The organism is Clostridium sp. AF50-3, assembly GCF_003477445.1.
GTDB lineage: Bacteria > Bacillota > Clostridia > Lachnospirales > Lachnospiraceae > Otoolea > Otoolea fessa.
In genome coordinates, this window is sequence record NZ_QUDH01000004.1 from 210,202 (window position 1) to 231,983 (window position 21,782).

Here is a 21,782-nt window from a genome sequence, read left to right on the forward strand (position 1 = left end):
CGGCGCAGAGCCGTTGTGTGACGAAAGAAAAGAGGCTATTTACATATGACAATCGTAATTCCAGGAATGGTGACGATATCGCTCTTATCTCTGTTTTACTGCAGTATGCTGCCGGAGACGGGGCGGAAGGCGAGAATGCAGGCATTTGAGCGGCAATACATCGCCCACCGGGGATTTCATGACAACCGGAGCGAATGTCCGGAAAATTCGCTCCCGGCGTTTGAGCGCGCGATCCAGATGGGATATGGGATCGAGCTGGATGTACAGCTGACAAAAGACGGGGTTCCGGTCGTATTTCACGACTGGGATCTGAAGCGGGCGGCGGGCGTTGACCGGAAGATACGCGACTGTACCTTTGAAGAGCTGCAAAGCTATCGTTTGTTTGGTTCATCCCAGACGATACCGGCCTTTGAGGCAGTGCTTGAGCTGGCGGATGGGCGTACCCCGCTTATCATCGAACTGAAAGCAGAGATTGTCCACCGGGAGCTGTGTGAGAAATGCGCGGCGCTTTTAGATTGTTATCCGGGTGAGTACTGCATCGAATCGTTCAGTCCGCTGGCACTCGGCTGGTTTAAGTGCCATCGTCCGAATGTTTTGCGCGGACAGCTTGCGACCAATCACCGCGGCGAGGGATTGAAAACGCCGGTCATTGTGCGGGAGATGCTTACATACTGCATGCTGAACGGATTTTGCAGACCGGATTTCATTGCGTACAACTGCCAGTTCAGCAACACGCTTCCGGTGGAAATGCTGCGTTATTTCTACAAATGTAAGATGGCGGCGTGGACGATTAAAAACCAGGGCGAATTAAACCGGCACCGGAAACAGTTTGATGTTTTTATTTTTGACAGTTTCGAGCCGGATCAATTCGTAAATTTCAACAAAAAACATCCTAAAAGATAGTGAGAAAGTCCTAAATTATGCTGGAAAAGTTGATTTTCTATGAAAATCTGCTATAATGGCTAGGACAATTTAATAATGAGAGATTATTACGAATTCGAGAGGACAAAGATATGAAAAAGAAACAGCTTCTTTCAGGCGTAATGGCACTTTTGTTATCTGCTTCACTCTGTGCATGCGGAGGCAGCAAGACAGCAGAAGGCACCTCAGAAGCAGCTGGCGAGTCCAGCGAAGCAGAGACCAGTAATACTCTTTCAGAAGGAACACCAGTACCAGGCGGCAGCGTTGTGTATGGCATGACGCAGGACCTGGCTAGTCTTGACCCCCATGTAGATACGGACGCAGGAACTAGAGACGTGGTTTTCAATTTGTACGAAGGGCTTGTAAAGCCTACTTCCGATGGCGGATTTATTCCGGCTGTTGCCAGCGATTATACCATTTCCGATGATGCAAAGACTTATACTTTCACATTGAGAGATGGCGTCACATTCCATGACGGCACACCGGTTACCATCGAAGATGTCAAATATTCCATCGATCGTTATGCGGAGATTCAGGGTGAATCCTCCGCTTTTTCTTCGCTTGTAGATAGTGTAGAGGTGCAGGATGACAAGACACTGGTTGTAAACCTGAAAGAAAGTTATTCAGAGTTTCTTCCGATGATGACGATTGCCATCATTCCGAAGTCCAACGAGGACCCGGCAGGCAATCCGATCGGTACCGGTCCATTCAAATATGTTTCCTACACACCGGGACAGAACCTGGAGCTGGAAAAATATGACGGCTACTGGCAGGAGGGCGTTCCGAGCCTGGACAGCGTGGAATTTAAATTTATTGCCGATGTGGACACCGCATTTGTAGAGCTGCAGGCTGGCACCATCGACATTCTGAAATATTTAACCGCCGCACAGGCGGAGACGCTGGGCGATGAAGATTACAACATCGTACAGGGAAGCATGAACCTCGTCCATGCGATGTACTTAAACAGCGCTTACGAGCCGCTTTCCAAGACAGAGGTGCGTCAGGCACTCTGCTATGCGGTAGACCGCGATGCAATCAACAACTTTATTTTCGGCGGAAAAAGCCACATCATCGGCTCCCATATGATTCCGGCAATGTCGAAATACTATGAGCCGGAAGCAGAGACCGTATACAGCTACGATCCGGAGAAGGCAAAAGAGCTTCTGGCAGATGCCGGATACGCAGATGGCTTTGATCTGGAAATCACCGTTCCAAGCTCATACAGCCAGCACGTAGACAGCGCGCAGATCATCGCAGACGAGCTGTCCCAGGTCGGCGTCAACGTGACCTTAAATCAGGTTGAGTGGAGCACTTGGCTGCAGGATGTATACAAGGGAGGCAACTTCCAGGCGACTGTCATCGGTTTTGACGGAACGCTGGCACCAAGCGACTGGCTCAAGAAATATGTGACAGACGATGCGAAGAACTTCATGCATTACTCCAACACTGAGTACGACGATGTATTTAATACAGCATACACAACCGTTGATGACGATGTAAAAGTAGAAAACTACAAGAAGGCGCAGATGATCCTGGCAGAGGATGCGGCAGCCGTTTACATCGAAGATCCGGCGAACCTCGTAGCAGTCAGCAAGAAGTTTGGCGGCTACACCTTCTACCCGACGGCAGCAGAGGATATGTCCCTGTTATATCAGGTAGAGCAGTAAAATATACAGTTACAATCCAGCAAATTCCTGTTGCTACCACGTTTTCTTACGGCACTTACGGTTCCAAAAGTGCCTGCCCGTGAACAGTAACCAGGAAATAACAACAGAATAAGAAGCGGTAAACGCAGGAGGGAATTATGAAATTCTTTATAAAAAAACTGATAACTCTCATTATCACATTGTTGGTCATATCCTTCCTGACGTTTACCGCTTTTTCTGTGATTCCGGGCGATGCGGCACTTTCCAGGCTGGGAAAGGACGCGACGGAAGAGCAGTTAGAGCGGGCGCGGGATGAGATGGGATTAAATGATCCACTTCTGGAGCGGTATGGAAGATGGGTGACCGATGCGATGCAGGGGGATTTCGGGGAGTCCTACCGGTATGAGGGAACCTCAGTCCGCTCCCTTCTGGCACAGCGGCTTCCGGTCACGGTGCTTCTGGCAGTCATTTCCCTGTTCATCATCACGGTGATTTCAGTTCCGCTCGGAATCCTGAGTGCCCGGTTTGCCGGGAAATGGGTCGATACGCTGACGAACTGCCTGACGCAGATTCTGATGGCGATGCGTCATTCTTTCTCGGCATGATCCTGACCTACGTGTTTGGACTGATTCTTCATATGTTCCAGCCGGGTAAATTTATTGAACCGTCGGAAAATTTCGGAAAGTCTGCACAGTACCTTTTATTTCCGGCGCTCGCGGTGGCGCTGCCGAAGATTGCGATGGTGGTGAAATTCCTGCGAAGCTCGATTCTGACCGAGATGAACCGGGAATACGTGCGGACTGCCTACAGCCGCGGCAATACGGAAACGGCGGTATTGTACGGGCATGTGCTGAAAAATGCGATGATTCCGGTTGTGACGTTCTTTGCGATGGTAATCGCGGAGATCCTTGCCGGCAGCATCGTGGCGGAGCAGGTGTTCAGCGTGCCGGGAATCGGAAGACTTCTGATCAGCTCGATCTCCAACCGCGATTATCCGGTTGTGCAGGCGATCGTGCTGTATATCACATCGGTGGTCGTACTTATCAATTTTGCGGTTGATATGATTTATCAGGTTTTGGATCCGAGAGTCCGGACGGCGGAAGAATAGAGGGAAGACGAATGAAACGAAAGAATTATAATCTGATGATAGGGGGCGCGATCACGCTGTTCTTTCTGGCAGTTGCCCTGATCGGACAGTTCTGGACGCCGTATGGGACGACGACGATGGACTCCATGGCAGTCAATCTGGCGCCGTGTGCAGCACACCCGCTGGGAACGGATAACTTCGGGCGCGATATTTTGAGCCGTGTGATGGCGGGAAGCGGCAGCACCTTTTTTGTGGCAGTCTGCACGGTTCTGATCGGGTGTGTGTTTGGCACGATCGTCGGTGCGCTGACCGGCTATTTCGGCGGCTTTTTCGATAACCTGATCATGCGGTTCAATGATATCCTTTTATCGTTTCCGAGCATTCTTCTGGCGCTTATCTTCATCAGCCTTACGAAGCCGGGAGCTACAACATTATTCTGGCGCTGGGAATCCTTTTTATCCCGAGTTTTGCCCGGATCGTCCGCAGTGAGGTGATCCGGTGCCGGGAACTGGATTTTGTCAAGAGTGCGCGGATCCTTGGCGCAGGGCATATCCGGATTATTTTCGCCCATATTCTGCCGAATGCGGCGGTCAGCCTTTTGACGGCGGCGGCGATCGGATTTAACAATGCGGTGCTGGCGGAGGCGAGTATGAGTTATCTGGGATTGGGAATCCAGCCGCCGGAGCGAGTCTCGGGAGAATGCTTTACGAAGCGCAGTCGTACCTGTTCAATGCGCCGTGGTACGCGATCGGACCGGGCGTGACGATCATCCTGATTATTCTGGGATTCAGCATGGTGAGCGAGGGGCTGCGCTCGATGCAGCAGTAAGGAGGCGAAAAGATGGAACCATTGGTTGAGATAAAAAATCTGTCGATCCGTTTTCCAGAAGGAAATTCGACCTTTGAGGCAGTCAAGGGCATCAGCTTTTCGATCGGAAAAGGCGAGATCGTCGGAGTAGTCGGCGAGTCAGGGTCAGGAAAATCCATGAGTGCGCTGGCGTTGATGGGGCTGCTTCCGAAGGACGCCGAGATTGCCTCCGGATCGCTCTGTTTTCAGGGAGAAGATCTGGTGACCATGAAACCGGAAAAGCGGAGACAGCTATGCGGCAGCAAAATGGCGATGGTCTTTCAGGAGCCGATGACCTCCTTAAATCCGGTATTGAAAATCGAACGGCAGGTAGGGGAAAGCCTGCGGATCCATACGAAACTCGGAAATTCTGAGATTCATGAGCGGGTGGTGCAGGCACTCTCAGAAGTCGGTCTGCCGGACCCGGAGGGGCTGTGCGGTAAATACCCGCATGAGCTTTCCGGCGGCATGCGCCAGCGTGTGATGATCGCGCAGGCGATGATCAATTCTCCGAGTCTTCTGATTGCGGATGAACCGACGACAGCGTTAGACTGTGTCGTTCAGGCACAGATCCTGGAGCTTCTGCGGAATATCCACCGGACCAAGGGAACGTCGATTCTCTTTATTTCCCATGATCTGAATGTTGTGCGTGCGCTCTGCAGCCGTGTGATCGTGGTTTATAAGGGCGAGATCGTGGAAGAAGGGCAGACGGAAGACGTCCTTCTGCATCCGAAGCATGAATATACGCGCCATCTGGTGGCGTCGATTCCGGAGGGAGAAAAAGGGGAAAGCTCCGGCGGGGTGATCCTGCGCCTGACGGATTTGAACGTATTTTACGATGTGCGTGGCGGTCTGTTCCGTAAAAAAGGAAAAAAACACGTAATTCACGATCTGAACCTGTCGGCAAGAGAGGGAGAGATTGTGGGGATCGTGGGCGAGAGCGGCTGCGGCAAATCGACGCTCAGCAAGACGATCCTGGGACTTCACGACAATTATACGGGTGAGGTGAAGGTGCGTGACGGTGTCCGTCCGCAGATGGTATTTCAGGATCCGGCGGGATCGCTCAACCCGGCGCGGACGATCGGATGGATTCTGGAAGAACCGCTGCGCCTGCGCGGCATTAGGGACCGCGCAGAGCGCAGGCAGCTAGTGAAGGAAATGCTTGAAAATGTCGGACTGGATGAGTCCTTTGCGGCGCGCCATCCGAGAGAGCTTTCTGGCGGTCAGAAACAGCGCATCAGCATCGGCGTGGCACTTCTCATGGATCCGCGCCTGGTGATCGCGGATGAGCCTGTTTCGGCGCTTGATGTGACGGTCCAGTCCCAGATTTTGAACCTGCTTTTGAAGCTGCACGCCGAAAAGCAGATGACCATCCTCTTTATTTCCCACGATCTGAACGTCGTGCGCGGGCTCTGCAGCCGTGTCATGGTCATTTACAGGGGTGTGATTGTGGAAGAAGGTCTGGCAGAAGAGATCTATGAGCATCCGGCGCACCCGTACACGAAACTTCTGCTGGAAGCGGCGATCGGCGGGGATACAATGGAACTGGATGCGGAGGCAGGAAAGCAGAGTGCGGAGCCGGAGAGAGACAGCCGGATGGAAAAACCAGAGCGGGGACAGACGAAAGAGAACCTTTTGGAAAATCAGGAAAAAGAGCGGTCCGTCCAGAATGCACCAAAGAAGATAGAGGGCAGTGGGGAGAAGTGTATCTTTTATGAGCGATGTCCGAAGAGAAGAGAGGCGTGTGCCCATGTGCCGTTGTCACCGGAGGCAGTACAACTTTCAAGGACACACTGGGCGCGGTGTATTCAGATAGAAGCATAATCTGATAAGCTGAAATAGAGAAAAACGAAATAGCAGCCGAAAAAAGACAGACGGTTCAGCCTATGCCAGGGAAAGCGGCATGGCTTGAATCGTCTGTCAATGTTTTTTCCTGCGGTGGGAAATCAAAGTGCGCGGCTGCTCACTGGAAGAATCCTGCTGCCCCTGCTGTGCCTCACCGGAAAGCTGCAGCGGCTCCCGGCGGTGCCGGAGTGAATGGTAAAAAAGCCAGATCAGATCCACCAGGGCGATCAGAAACGCACATCCGGCTAATAGATGAAATACCTCATGCGTCAGAGCGGGATACGGCAGAGCGGATATGATATAAGGAGAAGTCATGTTCCGCAGGGAGCTCACCGTCCAGGAGAGACTGTCCGCCATCGTCTGGAGAAGCGATTCATAGGTATCCTCGTTCAGGCGGATCAAACGCCCGTTTAATGAAAGTGCTTTGCGTTCGGGCGGCTCTGGATAGCCGGAAGACGGATCGAGCAGATAGAAATGGCAGGTTCCATTTTCCAGAGAGTAATAATAATATCCGGTCTCTTTCTTTCCATCGTAGGCAGCGCACCCTGTATAATATAAGGAAGGAGCGTTCACCGAGACATAGGCTGAGCCGGGTTATAAAAATCTTCAAACTTGCACTGGCTGTTTATCGGCCGCGGGGAGTGTGAATTTTCCCCGGCATTCTGCCACAGGAGCAGGATGGACGCGATCAGCACCAGCGCCGGAAGCCACATCTGCCGGCGGTAAAAACGGCGGCTTTTGATGGGGGAATGTTTTTGTTTTTCAGTCAAATTTTTCATACGCTCTAGTATAGTCAGTTCTGCGTGGAACGTCAAGAGTTAGTGTATACGACAAAATCCTGCTGCCACCACGTTTTCTTACGGCACTTTCGGTTCCAAAAGTGCCTACCTGTGAACAATTACTCCATTCCTGGTCATCTGCGCGTGCTTTTTCAATTATTCTTGCAAACAGGGCGAAAAATTGCTATGATGGGAGTGCTGGCATCGGAAGGAGATTGTGCAGTAGGGGAAAGCTTTCGGTGCATGGCAGTCATTTTTGCATCGGCAATATAGAAGGAGAGGCTAAATGGACGCTTACACGAGTTTTGCGGAAGTATATGATATGTTTATGGATAATATTCCCTATGAGGACTGGTGCGGGTACCTGACTTCTCTTTTAAAGGAATATGGGATCAATGATGGTCTGGTGCTGGATCTGGGATGCGGAACCGGCACGCTGACGGAGCTTCTGGCAAAGGAAGGCTATGATATGATCGGCGTGGATGTCTCGGAGGATATGCTGCAGGAAGCAATCGAAAAAAGGGCAGAATCCGGGCTGCCAATTCTGTATTTATTGCAGGATATGCGTGAATTTGAATTGTACGGGACGGTCCGGGCGGTCGTGAGTATCTGCGATTCGCTGAATTATATTCTGGATTATGACGATCTGGCGCACGTATTTTCGCTGGTCAACAATTATCTGGATCCGAAGGGAATGTTCATTTTCGACCTGAACACGGAGGCAAAGTTTCAGGCAATGGGAAGTGAGACGATCGCGGAGGTGCGCGACGAGGGGAGCTTCATCTGGGAAAATGAGTATGATGAAGAGGGGAAAATTAACTCCTACGATCTGACGCTCTTTATCCGCGAGGAGGATGACTTATACCGCCGCTATCAGGAGACGCATTTTGAGCGCGCGTGGTCGTTGGACGAGATAAAAAAGGCGCTCACAGAGGCGGGCATGGAATTTGTGGCGGCGTATGACGCATTTACGAAGAACGTGCCGCGAAAAGAGAGCGACCGAATCTATGTGGTTGCGAGAGAACATGGAAAAGAGGTATAAATGATGGAAAAGATAAAAGCAGGTGAAATAACGGGACAGACCGGAGATTATATGCTCCGTGCGACGGCGGCGAATGGTCAGATCCGCGCATTTGCGGCGACTTCCCGCGATCTGGTGGAGAAAGCCAGACAGGCGCACAATACCAGCCCGGTGGCGACCGCAGCGCTGGGACGCCTGATGACGGCAGGGGTCATGATGGGATCGATGATGAAAGCAGACAGTGATCTTTTAACCATCCGGGTCGAGGGCGATGGTCCGATCGGCGGTCTGACGGTGACAGCTGATAAGAACGGCAATGTCAAGGGCTACGCGTTCCACCCGGAGGTAATGCTGCCGCCGAATGCGAAGGGCAAGCTGGATGTGGGCGGTGCGCTGGGAGTCGGCGTCTTGAGCGTAATCCAGGATATCGGTTTGAAAGAGCCGTATGTGGGACAGACGATCCTGGTAACGGGTGAGATTGCGGAAGATCTGACTTATTACTATGCGACCTCCGAGCAGACTCCGTCCTCCGTGGCACTGGGCGTTCTGATGAATAAAGAAAATACGGTGCGCCAGGCAGGCGGATTTATCATCCAGCTTCTTCCGGGAGCAGAGGAGGCGACGATCGCGGCACTTGAAAAGACGATCGGTGAGTTGGAGCCGGTGACGACGATGTTAAATAAGGGAATGACCCCGGAGGATATTCTGGAGCTGATTTTAGGACAATTTGGTCTGGAGATTCTGGATAAGATGCCGATTCAGTTTACCTGCAACTGCACCAAGAGCCGTGTAGAAAAGGCGCTGATCAGCATCGGCGGCAAGGAGCTGCAGGAGATGATCGACGAGGGCAAGAGCATCGAAGTCAACTGCCAGTTCTGCAACAAGCACTATGAATTTAGTGTGGATGAGCTGAAAAAATTGTACGAGAAAGCTAAGAAGTAAAAAGAAATGAGATAATAGATAGGGCTGCTGTGCGGAAAAAGGATATTTGGATATGTTCCGCATGGCAGGACAGAAAAAAGGTCACTGTTCACACATGTGTGAGCAGTGACGAAAAAAGGGATACTGCCGAAGCAGTATCCCTTTTTATAATCACTTTACTTAGATCAATATAACGTATTCGCAAAATATATATCAAACATATTTGGAAAACAGGTACACTGGAAAGTTGATGATTAAAGCTTGGTTACGTTAGTAGCCTGCGGTCCCTTAGCACCGTTAACAACTTCGAACTCTACCTGAGCGCCTTCCTCAAGAGACTTGAAGCCTTCCATGTTCAGTCCGGAGTAGTGAACGAATACATCGTTGCCCTGCTCGTCGCAGATAAATCCGTAACCTTTCTGGTTGTTGAACCACTTTACAGTACCTCTGTTCATATGATACCTCCAAAAAAATATAAAAAATAGTGATGGCCGCATGGATTTACGACCTGTTCCAAGAATAGCATAGTTTCATATTGATGTCAAACGTTTTCGCATAAAATTTCTGGAAATTCAGACATTTAAAAATAGTTAAATTTTTGTGGAAAATAAGGGCATTTGTTACTGTACACACATGTGTCCCAGTAACGGGTATTTTCCAGAAAGCCGCGAAAGAAAGTGGGGTTGTCAAACCAGAATACGGGGGGTAAAATAGGAGGAAAGAAAAGGGGAAAGAGGTAGGAAAATGAATTATATTTACAATGCGTATCATCATTTTTTGACGATCACGAAACATAAATGCGAGGTCATGAAAAACTGCTTTGCGGTAGGGCTGTACCGCCAGGGACTTCTGCACGACCTCTCCAAGTATTCCTGGGAGGAATTTGCGACCGGCGTTAAATATTATCAGGGAAACCGCAGCCCAAATGCAGCGGAAAAAGAAGAAAAGGGCTATTCGGCGGCATGGCTGCACCACAAGGGACGCAACAAACATCATTTCGAATACTGGATCGATTTTGCACCGGACAAGTCCTGGGGGCTTGTCGGCAATAAAATGCCCCTTCGCTACCTGATCGAGATGGTAATGGACCGGATTGCCGCGTCGAAGGTTTATAAGGGAAAAGATTACACGGATGCGTGTGCGTGGGAATACTTTGAAAGAGGCAGAGATTTTGTCGTGATGCACCCGAGGACGAAGTACCAGCTGGAATATCTCCTCACGATGCTGAAAGACCAGGGCGAGGAGAGAACCTTTGCGTTCATCCGGGCGCTGCTTGCACGGGAGAGGGCGAAAGAACAGGCAGTCCGGAGAAAACGGATGGGACACGTGATCCGGGAGATAAGAGAGCGTGGACGGGTGCTGTAATTTATAGGGACAATTCTCTCAGATAATTATGTAAGTACAGCACTGCCGTCTCTGGATCTGTGAAAAGCTGTTCTGAATACGGCACAAACAGCTGCTTACTCTTATAGTCTGCTTTCAGGCATTCATGCCACATCGGAGTGCCATCTGCAAGAAGCGGCTGCGGTACAAACAGCCCGGCTGCGCGGGTGTAGCACGTTTTGGCGGTTGCCTTCTTGCGGGCGGAGCGATCCACATACTGACCGACACTTTTGTGGATGGCGCAGTCCTCGTAGATCATATAGTAATAATTCTCATAATCGCTGTAAAATCGTTTCAGTTCCCCGGAATATAATGGAAGGTCGAGCGTCAGGCGGTTTCCCTCCGCCGACAGCTCCAGCTCACCGATGAAAAAATGGAATCCGCTTGTCAGAGAGACGGGGCTTTCATAGTGAAGCAGCAGGTGCTTTTCTGAGTTTCCGTCCGCATATGGGATATCACGGCTTTCTGAACCTTTGAAAGAAAAATCGCCGGTCAGAAAGTCCGGGTAGGCGAGAATCGGCAGAATCTGCGGCATTCCCTTTAAGTCATCCTCGTTATGGAGAATCAGAAGGTGTTTCAGCAGCTCAGAGTGCGTCTGTAAATATTCACCGTAAACCTCGATGAGCTGACCGCCGTTGTACTTATCTTCGCGGGCAATGCCGAGGAACCGCTCGATGCTTTTCTGTTTCAGATTTTCAAGTCCCAGCAATTTTTTTAATGGGCGTATTTTCTTATAAATATCAAAACTTTCAACCGCTTCAAAATTCCAGTCCTTTTTATAAAAAACACAGCGTTTCGTCAGAAATGGAATGTCAAACCCGTCGCCGTTGAAATGGACGAGGATGCGCTTTGTCCGGAGAAGTGCAAAAAAAGCGTCGAGAACCTCTTCTTCCGCATCCCTCGTCTCGGCAAAATACTGGGTCAGAATCCAGGTGTTTCCGTCGTGCCAGACGCAGCCGATCAGATAGACTGAGGCGTAGTCGCCGGAAAAGCCGGTCGTCTCGATATCGAAAAAGAGCAGATCGGAGATAGCTCCTAACCGTTTGGGCGGATAAGAGGAAGTAAAGGTCAGCGGATTTTGAATGGTGATCATTTGGCAGTATCCTCCTGTGTCGGTTTATAATGTCCGCCCCAGATCCGCATTGCGTCGGGGATTGGTTTCAGACTGTAACCTATGGCGTTATTATAAATTCATCGGAAGCGAAAAGCAACCTGTCATTCTAAAGGAATTTCCAAAGACTGAAAGCGGAAAGATTCGTAAAAAAGAACTGTGAAAATTGCTTTTTCTTGTCGAAAAAAGAAAAAGATTTATTGTGCAAAATGACAAAGGTGACGTTGACAAAATTGGAAAAGAGTGGTATATTTACATACAGCAATCAAACTATTTAATGTAACGGTTGTGAACGTGACCGGAGAGCTGCTTTCTGTGGGGGAAAAGCGGCTCTCTTTTTATATATGTTTGACTTTTTGTATAGTGACAGCTACAATAAATTCGTAACTGTTCAGTACCTTCACAGTCACGCGCAAAAATCCATTTAAAATTGCCTACGGCAATGGGATTTTTGCCTGCTGGTCCATGTTTTCGTACGGTCAGCGCAGTAAATGCGCAGACCTATTGAACAGTTGCTATGTTTTTAAAAATTATTTATAAGGGAGACAAACCATATGATAAGAGATGGCTTTATCCGGGTTGCCGCGTCAACGCCGGAAGTGAAGGTGGCAGATGTAGAGTACAACCGGGAACAGGTTTGTGAACAGATAGAGGAGGGGCGCAAAAAGGGCGCTTCGATTATGGTATTTCCAGAGCTGGTGCTGACGGGATATACGTGCGGTGAGCTGTTTATCCAGAAATCGCTGCTGGCGAAGGCAAAGGAAGAGCTTAGGAAGCTGATCGCCTTTACAGCTGGCGATTCAATGCTTGTATTTGTAGGACTTCCGTGGGAATACAACAATAAATTGTACAATGTGGCAGCGGCGATCCAGGATGGAAAGCTGCTCGGTCTGGTTCCGAAGAGATGGATTCCAAACTATTCTGAATTTTATGAGGGACGTTATTTCAACCCGGGCTGGGAAAAGACAATCGACGTTTCCTGGGACGGTTATCAGGTGCCAATGGGAATGGAGCTTTTATTTTCCTGTGACAATGTGGAAAATCTCGTCGTGGGGGCGGAGATCTGCGAGGACGTCTGGGTTTTAAATCCACCGAGTATTGCACACGCGTCGGCGGGGGCAACGGTGATCGTCAACTGTTCTGCCAGCGATGAGGTGACAGGCAAGAGCGAGTACCGCAGAAGTCTGATCAGCGGTCAGTCGGCTCGGCTGCTCTGTGCGTATATTTACGCCAATGCGGGCGAGGGAGAGTCTTCCCAGGATCTCGTTTTTGGCGGCCAGAATATTATCGCTGAGAATGGCAATATCCTGTCGGAGTCAGCGCGATTTGAGAATCAGACGATCTACGCAGATATCGATTTGGAACGTCTGGAATGTGAGCGCCGCCGGATGACGACCTATCAGACAGAAGGCCGTGAGGATTACCGGTTTGTAAGCTTTACGCTGGATCGGAAACCGCTTGCGCTGGAGCGCGCGATCGATCCGACCCCGTTTGTCCCACACGATGCGGGCAGCCGGAACCGCCGCTGCGAGGAGATCCTTTCGATCCAGGCGATGGGATTGAAAAAACGTCTCAAACATACCGGATGCCGCCATGCTGTCGTTGGTATTTCAGGCGGTCTGGATTCAACGCTGGCACTTTTAGTAACCGTGCGCGCCTTTGATCTGCTGGGGATTCCACGTGAAAATATCTTGTCTGTGACGATGCCGTGCTTTGGTACGACTGACCGGACGTACCAGAATGCCTGCCAGCTCACGAAAAAGCTGGGTGCAACCTTGAAAGAAGTCGATATCCGAGAGGCAGTTACTATCCATTTCCGCGACATTGAGCAGGATCCGTCGGTTCATGATGTAACGTATGAAAATTCACAGGCACGCCAGAGGACGCTGGTTTTGATGAACCTTGCCAATAAGATCGGCGGTCTTGTCATCGGTACCGGCGATATGTCGGAGCTGGCGCTTGGCTGGGCGACCTACAACGGCGATCATATGTCGATGTACGGTGTCAACTGCTCGGTTCCGAAGATGCTGGTGCGCCATCTGGTGCGCTATTATTCAGATACCTGTGGCGAGAAAGAGCTTTCTGATATTCTGCTGGATGTACTGGATACGCCGGTCAGCCCGGAGCTTCTGCCGCCGGAGGAGGATGGAAAGATCGCGCAGAAAACGGAGGATTTGGTTGGTCCTTATGAGCTGCATGATTTCTATCTCTACTATATATTAAGATTCGGCTACCGTCCGGGCAAGATTTACCGCCTGGCACGTCAGGCATTTGACGGTGCTTATGATAAGGAAACGATCCTTAAATGGCTGAAGGTGTTCTACCGCCGTTTCTTCAACCAGCAGTTTAAGCGTTCCTGCCTGCCGGATGGTCCGAAGGTAGGTTCTGCTGCAGTATCACCGCGCGGCGACCTGCGTATGCCGAGCGATGCGTGCAGCCGCCTGTGGCTGGAGGAGCTGGAAACACTGGATGAGGATTGCGTTTACGGAGTGCCGGAGACGAAAGCGGCAGGAGGCATCCTGTGATCGCGAGCACGGGCAACGCCCGTGTCAGAGCGGTGACGGCGCTTGCAAAGAAAGCAAAAGCAAGACGGGAACAGGGCGTCTTTTTGGTGGAAGGTCCGAAAATGTTCGGGGAACTGCCGGTGGAGAGACGCCGCGAAGTCTATGTGTCGGAAAATTTTCTGCGCCAGCAGGGGGAAAGAGCAGAAAAACTGCTGGCTGGCTGCCGGTATGAGACGGTGACGGATGAGGTCATGCGCCATATGTCGGACACCCAGACACCGCAGGGTATCCTGGCGGTAGCGGAACAGTTTTCCTATCAGCTCTCAGATGTGCTGAAAAATAGCCCGGACGGAAAGGCACCGGAGCTTGTGATTCTGGAGACGCTGCAGGATCCGGGTAATCTGGGAACAATCCTGCGTGCCGGAGAGGGGGCGGGTGTGACAGGCATTATTCTTGACCGTGGTTCAGCTGATATTTACAGCCCGAAGGTCATCCGTTCCACGATGGGCTCGATCTACCGGGTGCCGTTTATCTACACGGACGACCTGCATCAGACGATCGGGGAAGTAAAAAAGCAGGGAATCCGCCTCTATGCGGCGCATTTAAAGGGGAAACATAACTACGAAGAAGAAAATTATACAGGTCCGTCCGGCTTTCTGATTGGAAATGAGGCAAATGGTCTGACCGAGGAGACGGCGGCGCTTGCTGACGCGTGGGTGAGGATTCCGATGGCTGGAAAGGTTGAATCCCTCAATGCAGCGGTGGCGGCTTCGGTGCTGCTGTTTGAGACGGCACGGCAGAGACGACAGTAAATTGCATTTTTTGAAACAATGTTTTAAGCCGGATAGTTTGTGCAAATAGAGAGCTGTGAAGAAATAAATTGAACTGCAGATCGATATGTTCCATTAAGAAGTTTGTAATAAAACCGTAAGTTCAAAAACAGAGCTGATTGGTTGATAAATGTCAGAAAATATCGTATACTAGTTTTAAGATATCAGGGTCAAAAGACCTATATGGAAGGAGGGGATGACATGGCAGTATGGTGTGTCTGGCTGGCGGTGTTTGTAGTGTGTATCGGGCTGGAAGCAGCGTCGATGGCGCTGACTTCGATCTGGTTTGCTGGAGGCGCTCTGATTGCGTGTGTCCTGTCGATCGCGGGAGTGAATCTTGACATCCAGATGGCAGTGTTTGTCGTTGTTTCATTCCTTCTTTTGTATTCAACAAGACCATTGGCACTCCGGTATATCAATCAGAAGACGGTGCGGACCAATGTGGACGCGCTGGTGGGTAAAAAAGCGCGGGTAACCGCAGAGATTGATAACGACGAGGCGAGAGGGACGGCGATGGTGTCCGGCCAGGAATGGACGGCACGCTCGGCGGATGGAAGCCGGATTCCGAGGGATACGATGGTACAGATTCAGGCGGTCAGCGGCGTCAAGCTGATTGTCAGCAAATGTAAGGAGGAGTAGGAAATATGGGAGCAGTTATCAGTTTTCTTGTCATTGCGATTGTGGTACTTCTGATTTTGTCATCCTGTATCCGGATCGTGCCGCAGGCACAGGCATTAGTTGTAGAGCGTCTGGGTGCTTATCTGGAGACATGGTCGGTTGGCGTGCATTTCAAGGTGCCGTTCATTGACCGCGTGGCAAAAAGAGTCATTTTAAAAGAGCAGGTTGTAGATTTTGCACCGCAGCCGGTTATCACGAAAGATAACGTTACGATGAAGATTGATACGGTTGTATTTTTCCAGATCACGGATCCGAAGCTGTTTGCTTATGGTGTTGAGAACCCGATCATGGCGATCGAGAACCTGACGGCGACCACCCTTCGAAATATCATCGGTGATCTCGAACTTGACCAGACCTTAACCTCCCGTGAGACGATCAACACGAAGATGCGCGCTGCACTCGATGTGGCGACAGACCCGTGGGGAATCAAGGTAAACCGTGTTGAGTTGAAAAATATCATTCCTCCGGCAGCTATTCAGGATGCGATGGAGAAACAGATGAAGGCAGAGCGTGAGCGCCGTGAGTCCATTCTCCGTGCCGAAGGCGAAAAGAAATCGACGATCCTGGTAGCCGAAGGTAAGAAAGAGTCCGCGATTCTGGAAGCAGAAGCAGAGAAGGAAGCGGCGATCCTGCGTGCAGAAGCACAGAAGGAAAAGATGATCCGCGAGGCAGAAGGTGAGGCGGAAGCGATCCTCAAAGTTCAGAAAGCGGAAGCAGACGGACTTCGCTTCATCAAGGAAGCAGGCGCGGACAATGCAGTGCTGCAGCTCAAGAGCCTGGAGGCATTTGCCAAAGCAGCGGACGGCAAGGCGACGAAGATCATCATCCCGTCCGAGATCCAGGCATTGCCGGTCTGGTAAAGGGTCTGACGGAAGTTGGTACGGATGTTCAAAAGGCAGAGTAGCCGGGAGTGAGCGGCTCTAAGTTATAAAAAAAGGTATAAGAAGAGGCTGATGGTTATGTAAAGCAGGAACCGCAGCCTTTTTCGATTTCTTTTTTGACAAGCCTGCGGACATTCGGTATAATATCCCATAGTGATATGTATACCCATATATGTTGATGAAAGGGTATATGCAAGAAGCTATGTGCTATATGAAGAATGAGGCTGTTGTTTGCGAATATAAGTAAGGAGTGGATGCGTTGAACCTGCAGGAAAAAAGAAAGAAAAGCGCGAATATCGCGTTTGCCCTGGATATGCTTCATATCGTAGTGGGTATATTGATCGTGATATTTGCGGTTCTTGCGTTTCTGAACCCGGATGAAAACCGGATTTTGTTTCCGGTAATCTTTCTTCTGGCGGCGGTACTGAATTTTGCCAATGGCTATGACCGCTATCGCCGGGGAAGGGGAAGAAAGCATCTGCGGACCGGCGGAATGATCCTGATGGCAGTGGGAGCAGGATTGTTCCTTTTATGTATTGTCAGTACACTTACAATATGGTGGGGGTAATAAAAGTGAAAACAGAAGTTTTGCGAATGTTAAAAGAAACGGATGATTACCTGTCCGGACAGGAGATCTGTGAGCGTTTAAATGTATCACGGACGGCAGTCTGGAAAGTTATCAAACAGTTGGAGACAGAAGGATATGAGATAGAGGCGGTCCGGAACCGCGGTTACCGGCTGCGTTTCCTGGGCGATGTTCTCAGCCAGGCAGAGCTGGAGAGCAGCATCGACAGCGAGTGGGCTGGAAAAAATATTTTATATTTTGACGAGACGGATTCAACCAATACCGAGATCAAGAAAGCGGCGGAGAAAGATGCCCCGCACGGTACGCTGGCAGTCGCGGATTATCAGTCGATGGGGAAGGGACGCCGCGGAAGAAGCTGGGCGGCGCCGCATGGCGTCGGCATCTGGATGAGCCTGCTTCTGCGCCCGGAGCTTCCTCCGACCTGCGCGTCGATGCTGACGCTGGTGGCGGCTCTGGCAGTTGCCGACGGGATTCGGGAGGTTTGTGATCTGGAGGCAAAGATCAAGTGGCCGAACGATATCGTCGTCAATGGAAAGAAAGTCTGCGGTATCCTGACCGAGATGAGCACGGAATTAGAGTGTATTAATTATATCGTAACCGGTATTGGCATCAACGTGGCAAATCATGAGTTCCCGGAGGAGATTCGGGATGTGGCAACGTCTCTGTATCTGGAGACGGGAAAAGAAGTGCGCCGCAGCCAGCTAATCGCCGCGATCATGCGTGCGTATGAGGGATATTATGATAAATTCATGGAAAACCAGAACATGAAATCTCTGATGGACGTTTATAACAGCCGCCTGGCAAACTGCGTACACAGGTGCGCGTCCTGTCTCCGGGCAATGAGTATACGGGCATGGCGCTCGGAATTGACGAGATGGGCGAACTGCTGGTCCGCACAGAAGACGGAAAGGTATGCAAGGTGATCTCAGGAGAGGTATCTGTCCGGGGCATTTACGGATATGTATAAAGATTTTTATGCGTCGTTAAAGCCTTTAGAGGGCGAAATACCGTATGCGGAAGAAGAGAGGCTGGCGGCATCCGGCGATCCATTACTATCCTGGTACCGTAAAAACCGGCGGCTCCTTCCGTGGCGGGAGAATCCGGAACCGTATTCGGTCTGGATTTCGGAGATCATGCTGCAGCAGACGCGGGTGGAGGCGGTCAAACCGTACTTTGCCCGTTTTATGGAAGCACTCCCGGATATCACCTCGCTCGCGCAGGTGGACGAAGAGAGGCTTTTGAAGCTGTGGGAGGGACTTGGGTATTATTCCAGAGCCCGGAACCTAAAAAAGGCAGCGGTCTGCCTGATGGAAGACTACGGCGGTCAGATGCCTGCGTCGCGGGATGAGATATTGAAACTTCCGGGCATCGGAAGTTATACAGCCGGGGCAGTTGCGTCGATCGCGTATGATCTGCCGGCTCCGGCGCTGGATGGAAATGTGGTGCGTGTTCTGACACGCCTGTTTGCTGACCCACAGGACAGCACGAAGCCGGCGCTTCGAAAGAAATATGAGCGGCGCCTGGAGGCGGAGCTTGTGCGCCGGACGGAGGAAAGAGATTCCTATTTGTCAGCCGGTGATGATGCCGGTGAGGTTTCCACGGCATTACGGTCAGAAGAGTTATTTCATCCAGGTGAATATAATCAGGCATGGATTGAGCTGGGCGCGCTTGTCTGCATCCCGGGCGGACGTCCGCTCTGTGAGAAGTGCCCGCTGGAATCCCTTTGTCTGGCGCACCGGCGGGGAGAGGAGGAGCAATATCCGGTCAAGCCGCCGAAAAAGCCGCGCCGGATCGAGGAAAAAACGGTCTGCCTGATTGAGTGGGAGGATACGGTGGCGATCCGCAAGCGCAGCAGCAAGGGATTGTTGGCGTCCCTCTACGAATATGTCAATCTGGACGGAAAAAAGAGTGCGGCAAAGGCGGCGAAAGAACTGGGGATCGCGGAGGCGGATATTAAGGAAACCGAGGATCTGCCGGATGCAGTCCACATTTTTTCCCATGTTGAATGGCATATGTGTGGACGCAGAATCCGCTTGAAACGGGCATCCGGCTATCAGGATAAAACAGTTTTGATGGTGCGCCGGGCGGAGCTGCAGGATCGCTATCCGATCCCCAATGCATTTCGCGTGTATACAAATATATTAATATGAAATACTGTTAGTGTGGGGGAGCAGGAGAAATGGCGATTATGAAAAAAATGCTTTTTATCATCAATCCGAGATCTGGCAAAGAACAGATTCGAAGTCGTCTTCTTGAAATTTTAGATAGTTTTGTAAAGGCGGGCTATGGACCGTCTGTTTATATTACGCAGGGCCCGAAGGATGCGGAGTATCAGGCGGCGCGTGCGAAAACGAAGGAACTGGTCGTGTGCAGCGGCGGGGACGGTACGCTCAACGAGGTGGTATCGGGGCTGATGACGATCAGCCCGGAAAAGCGTCCGGAGTTAGGATATATCCCGTCGGGTTCCACGAATGATTTCGCATCCAGTCTGGGACTTCCGAAAAATATGCGGAAAGCGGCGCAGACAGCTGCGCTGGGAAAACCATTTCTGGTGGATGTCGGTGTATTCGGCAAAAACCGGTATTTCGTCTATGTGGCGGCGTTCGGAGCATTTACGGAGGTATCCTATTCGACCCCGCAGGAGACGAAAAATATTTTGGGGCATCAGCATATATGCTGGAAGCCATCAAACGCCTGACAGGCTTAAATCCTACCGGATGCGCCTTACGTGGGAACATCTGGGGGAGCAGAGAGAATTGGAAGAGGAATTTATTCTGGGAATGGTGACCAATACGACCTCGATCGGAGGTTTTAAAGGACTGGTTGGTATGGACGTGGCGCTGGATGACGGGGAGTTTGAGGTGCTTCTGGTCCGGAAACCGCGCACGCCGCTTGACATTGCAAGTATTGCTGCTTATCTGATTCAGAGAGAGGGCGAAAATGAATGCGTATTCAAGTTCCGCACCTCGAAACTGACGGTACAGTCGGAGGAGCTGGTGGACTGGTCGCTGGACGGTGAGTTTGGCGGAAGTCAGACAGAGGTCGTGATTGAAAATAAACCAAGAGAGATTGCGATCAGGGTGCCTGAAGTTACTGTTCGCGGGTAGCACTTTTGGAACCGAAAGTGCCGTAAGAGAACGTGGTGGCAGCAGGAATTTGCCGTATTTAAATGCGAAGCCACGGAAAATTGCGTTACTGGGCACGTATGCGTGAACAGTAACTGCCTAAATAGAAATAGATCGAAAAATTTCGAAAATTGTTGAAAAATAGAATTTAATCGTATATAATGTACTTTCGGGATATTGCAGGGAAAGGTGCAGGGAAATAAAAGCACACGAACAATCGAGGGACAATATCACGTTAGATATAAAGAAACTTCTAAGCGAAATAAATCGAAAGGACGTTAATTCGTGGAGAAAGAAAATTTTTTAGGTAAGTTAAGGAAACTGGTAGAGTTAGCAAAGTCCAAGCAGAACGCGCTGGACGTGACAGAGATCAATAACTTTTTTATGGGCGATAATCTGCAGACAGAGCAGATGGAGCAGATTTACAATTATCTGGAGCAGAATAATATTGATGTCATTCCGGAGGTGATCGATGATTCGATCCTCAAGGAAAATGATTCGATGCTCGATGATGATGTGGATGATGAATTCCTCAAGAACGAGGAAGAGGATATCGATCTGGATGCGATCGATCTGTTAGAGGGAATCGGCACGGAAGATCCGGTCCGTATGTACCTGAAAGAGATCGGTACCGTTCCGCTTCTGAGCGCGGAGGAGGAGATCCGCCTTGCAAAGCGCAAAGCAGAGGGTGATGTGAATGCAAAAGAGCGCCTGATTGAGGCAAACCTGCGCCTGGTTGTCAGCATTGCAAAGCGCTATACAGGACGCGGCATGAGCTTCCTGGATCTGGTTCAGGAAGGCAATCTGGGTCTTATTAAGGGCGTTGAGAAGTTTGATTATACAAAGGGTTATAAGTTAAGTACATATGCGACCTGGTGGATTCGTCAGTCTGTTACAAGAGCTCTGGCGGATCAGGCGAGAACTATCCGTGTCCCGGTGCATATGGTAGAGACGATCAACAAGATGTCCAAGATGCAGCGTAAGCTGACGCTGGAACTGGGCTATGAGCCGTCGGTGGCAGAGCTTTCCGAGGCGCTTGGCATGTCCGAGGATAAGGTCATGGAGATCATGCAGATCGCACGTGAGCCAGCTTCCCTGGAAACCCCGATCGGTGAGGAAGACGATTCCAATCTGGGTGATTTCGTAGCGGACGGCAACGTGGTAACGCCGGAAGGGAATGTAGAATCTGTTATGCTGCGTGAGCATATCGATGCATTGCTTGGAGACCTGAAGGAGAGAGAGCGTCAGGTTATTATTCTCCGGTTTGGTCTGGAGGACGGACATCCGAGAACCCTGGAAGAGGTCGGAAAAGCATTCAACGTAACGAGAGAGCGTATCCGCCAGATCGAGGCAAAAGCACTTCGTAAATTAAGAAATCCGGTCCGGAGCAAGCGGATTCGCGATTTCCTGTAAGAGTTGTATCATTTTGATAAAAAGGGAAATTTGTTTGGAATTTCCTGAAAGGTTTAATAAAAAGATAAAGCAGTTTGTACCCGTCCGTGGGTACAGGCTGCTTTTTCAAGTTTTGAAGAATATGAATTATTGTGCATATCTTCATATGACGTCTAAGGATGGAAATGATGTTTGTCAGGAAAGAAGCGTTTCGGATAGAAGTATT

Annotated in this window: 22 protein-coding genes and 2 pseudogenes; 21 read left to right on the top strand and 3 right to left on the bottom strand. The window is 50.5% G+C overall.

What is annotated here, in order from left to right:
- The first annotated feature begins 45 nt into the window (after positions 1-45).
- The 7 genes from DW085_RS06715 to DW085_RS06735 all read left to right on the top strand — a co-directional run bounded on the left by DW085_RS06715 (position 46) and on the right by DW085_RS06735 (position 6,324).
- On the top strand, positions 46-903 hold the full coding sequence (locus DW085_RS06715; RefSeq protein ID WP_118472065.1) for a glycerophosphodiester phosphodiesterase family protein: 858 nt from the start codon (positions 46-48) through the stop codon (positions 901-903).
- Positions 904-1,013: 110 nt separating this feature from the next.
- Positions 1,014-2,588 carry an ABC transporter substrate-binding protein gene (locus DW085_RS06720; RefSeq protein ID WP_118472064.1) on the top strand — a complete coding sequence of 525 codons (1,575 nt, stop codon included), beginning with the start codon at positions 1,014-1,016 and terminating at the stop codon, positions 2,586-2,588.
- A gap of 137 nt (positions 2,589-2,725) precedes the next feature.
- Positions 2,726-3,172 (top strand): ABC transporter permease, encoded by a 447-nt coding sequence (locus DW085_RS20465; RefSeq protein WP_347475005.1) that lies wholly within the window; start codon positions 2,726-2,728, stop codon positions 3,170-3,172.
- Entirely contained in the window at positions 3,103-3,675 is a 573-nt protein-coding gene (locus tag DW085_RS20470) for an ABC transporter permease (RefSeq protein ID WP_347475006.1), read from the top strand. Before DW085_RS20465 ends, DW085_RS20470 begins: the two co-directional genes overlap by 70 nt.
- A gap of 11 nt (positions 3,676-3,686) precedes the next feature.
- Positions 3,687-4,148, top strand: coding sequence for a hypothetical protein (locus tag DW085_RS20475; protein WP_347475007.1), 462 nt, complete (start codon positions 3,687-3,689; stop codon positions 4,146-4,148).
- Complete coding sequence (locus tag DW085_RS20480; RefSeq protein ID WP_347475008.1) at positions 4,145-4,417, top strand: ABC transporter permease subunit; 273 nt, start codon at positions 4,145-4,147, stop codon at positions 4,415-4,417. The genes DW085_RS20475 and DW085_RS20480 overlap by 4 nt, the downstream gene beginning before the upstream one ends.
- A 77-nt stretch (positions 4,418-4,494) precedes the next feature.
- Complete coding sequence (locus tag DW085_RS06735) at positions 4,495-6,324, top strand: ABC transporter ATP-binding protein (RefSeq protein ID WP_117796411.1); 1,830 nt, start codon at positions 4,495-4,497, stop codon at positions 6,322-6,324.
- Positions 6,325-6,420: 96 nt separating this feature from the next.
- On the opposite strand, the gene DW085_RS06740 is transcribed toward DW085_RS06735, so the two are convergent.
- Positions 6,421-6,918, bottom strand: coding sequence for a hypothetical protein (locus DW085_RS06740; protein ID WP_118481795.1), 498 nt, complete (start codon positions 6,916-6,918; stop codon positions 6,421-6,423).
- 492 nt (positions 6,919-7,410) lie between these two features.
- On the opposite strand from DW085_RS06740, the gene DW085_RS06750 reads away from it, so the two are divergent.
- Positions 7,411-8,166 carry a class I SAM-dependent methyltransferase gene (locus DW085_RS06750; RefSeq protein WP_117796412.1) on the top strand — a complete coding sequence of 252 codons (756 nt, stop codon included), beginning with the start codon at positions 7,411-7,413 and terminating at the stop codon, positions 8,164-8,166.
- The gene (gene hslO, locus DW085_RS06755; protein ID WP_333489824.1) at positions 8,167-9,087 is read left to right on the top strand and encodes an Hsp33 family molecular chaperone HslO; all 921 of its coding nucleotides are present in this window, start codon (positions 8,167-8,169) and stop codon (positions 9,085-9,087) included.
- A 233-nt stretch (positions 9,088-9,320) separates the two neighbouring features.
- Here the strand turns inward: hslO and DW085_RS06760 are convergent, their stop codons facing one another.
- A complete protein-coding gene (locus tag DW085_RS06760) occupies positions 9,321-9,521 on the bottom strand; it encodes a cold shock domain-containing protein (RefSeq protein WP_022359797.1) in 201 nt (66 codons plus the stop codon).
- Positions 9,522-9,810: 289 nt separating this feature from the next.
- Between DW085_RS06760 and DW085_RS06765 the strand changes: the two genes are divergently transcribed.
- A complete protein-coding gene (locus DW085_RS06765; RefSeq protein ID WP_242995775.1) occupies positions 9,811-10,431 on the top strand; it encodes a DUF5662 family protein in 621 nt (206 codons plus the stop codon).
- A gap of 1 nt (position 10,432) precedes the next feature.
- Here the strand turns inward: DW085_RS06765 and DW085_RS06770 are convergent, their stop codons facing one another.
- Positions 10,433-11,542: a ribonuclease H-like domain-containing protein gene (locus DW085_RS06770; protein WP_118491933.1), complete on the bottom strand. Its 1,110-nt coding sequence runs from the start codon at positions 11,540-11,542 to the stop codon at positions 10,433-10,435.
- 575 nt (positions 11,543-12,117) lie between these two features.
- Between DW085_RS06770 and DW085_RS06775 the strand changes: the two genes are divergently transcribed.
- The 11 genes and pseudogenes from DW085_RS06775 (at position 12,118) to rpoD (ending at position 21,577) form a co-directional block, all read left to right on the top strand.
- The gene (locus DW085_RS06775) at positions 12,118-14,085 is read left to right on the top strand and encodes an NAD(+) synthase (protein ID WP_182430822.1); all 1,968 of its coding nucleotides are present in this window, start codon (positions 12,118-12,120) and stop codon (positions 14,083-14,085) included.
- Positions 14,082-14,876, top strand: coding sequence for an RNA methyltransferase (locus DW085_RS06780; RefSeq protein ID WP_118293277.1), 795 nt, complete (start codon positions 14,082-14,084; stop codon positions 14,874-14,876). Before DW085_RS06775 ends, DW085_RS06780 begins: the two co-directional genes overlap by 4 nt.
- Positions 14,877-15,095: 219 nt before the next feature.
- Positions 15,096-15,533, top strand: a complete 438-nt coding sequence (locus DW085_RS06785; protein WP_118491936.1) for an NfeD family protein — start codon at positions 15,096-15,098, stop codon at positions 15,531-15,533.
- 5 nt (positions 15,534-15,538) lie between these two features.
- Positions 15,539-16,476 (top strand): annotated as a pseudogene (locus tag DW085_RS06790) (SPFH domain-containing protein).
- 236 nt (positions 16,477-16,712) lie between these two features.
- A complete protein-coding gene (locus DW085_RS06795) occupies positions 16,713-17,021 on the top strand; it encodes a DUF6637 family protein (RefSeq protein ID WP_022359804.1) in 309 nt (102 codons plus the stop codon).
- Positions 17,022-17,047: 26 nt separating this feature from the next.
- A pseudogene (locus DW085_RS06800) lies at positions 17,048-17,770 on the top strand (biotin--[acetyl-CoA-carboxylase] ligase); the annotation flags it as partial.
- 143 nt (positions 17,771-17,913) lie between these two features.
- Entirely contained in the window at positions 17,914-18,006 is a 93-nt protein-coding gene (locus tag DW085_RS20485; protein ID WP_347475011.1) for a hypothetical protein, read from the top strand.
- Positions 17,999-19,189, top strand: coding sequence for an A/G-specific adenine glycosylase (locus tag DW085_RS06805; RefSeq protein ID WP_118491937.1), 1,191 nt, complete (start codon positions 17,999-18,001; stop codon positions 19,187-19,189). Before DW085_RS20485 ends, DW085_RS06805 begins: the two co-directional genes overlap by 8 nt.
- Positions 19,190-19,227: 38 nt before the next feature.
- Positions 19,228-19,737 carry a diacylglycerol kinase family protein gene (locus DW085_RS20490; protein WP_347475012.1) on the top strand — a complete coding sequence of 170 codons (510 nt, stop codon included), beginning with the start codon at positions 19,228-19,230 and terminating at the stop codon, positions 19,735-19,737.
- Between the two features lie 58 nt (positions 19,738-19,795).
- Positions 19,796-20,146 (top strand): hypothetical protein, encoded by a 351-nt coding sequence (locus DW085_RS20495; RefSeq protein WP_347475013.1) that lies wholly within the window; start codon positions 19,796-19,798, stop codon positions 20,144-20,146.
- A 303-nt stretch (positions 20,147-20,449) separates the two neighbouring features.
- Complete coding sequence (gene rpoD, locus DW085_RS06815) at positions 20,450-21,577, top strand: RNA polymerase sigma factor RpoD (RefSeq protein WP_022359808.1); 1,128 nt, start codon at positions 20,450-20,452, stop codon at positions 21,575-21,577.
- Positions 21,578-21,782: the final 205 nt, after the last annotated feature.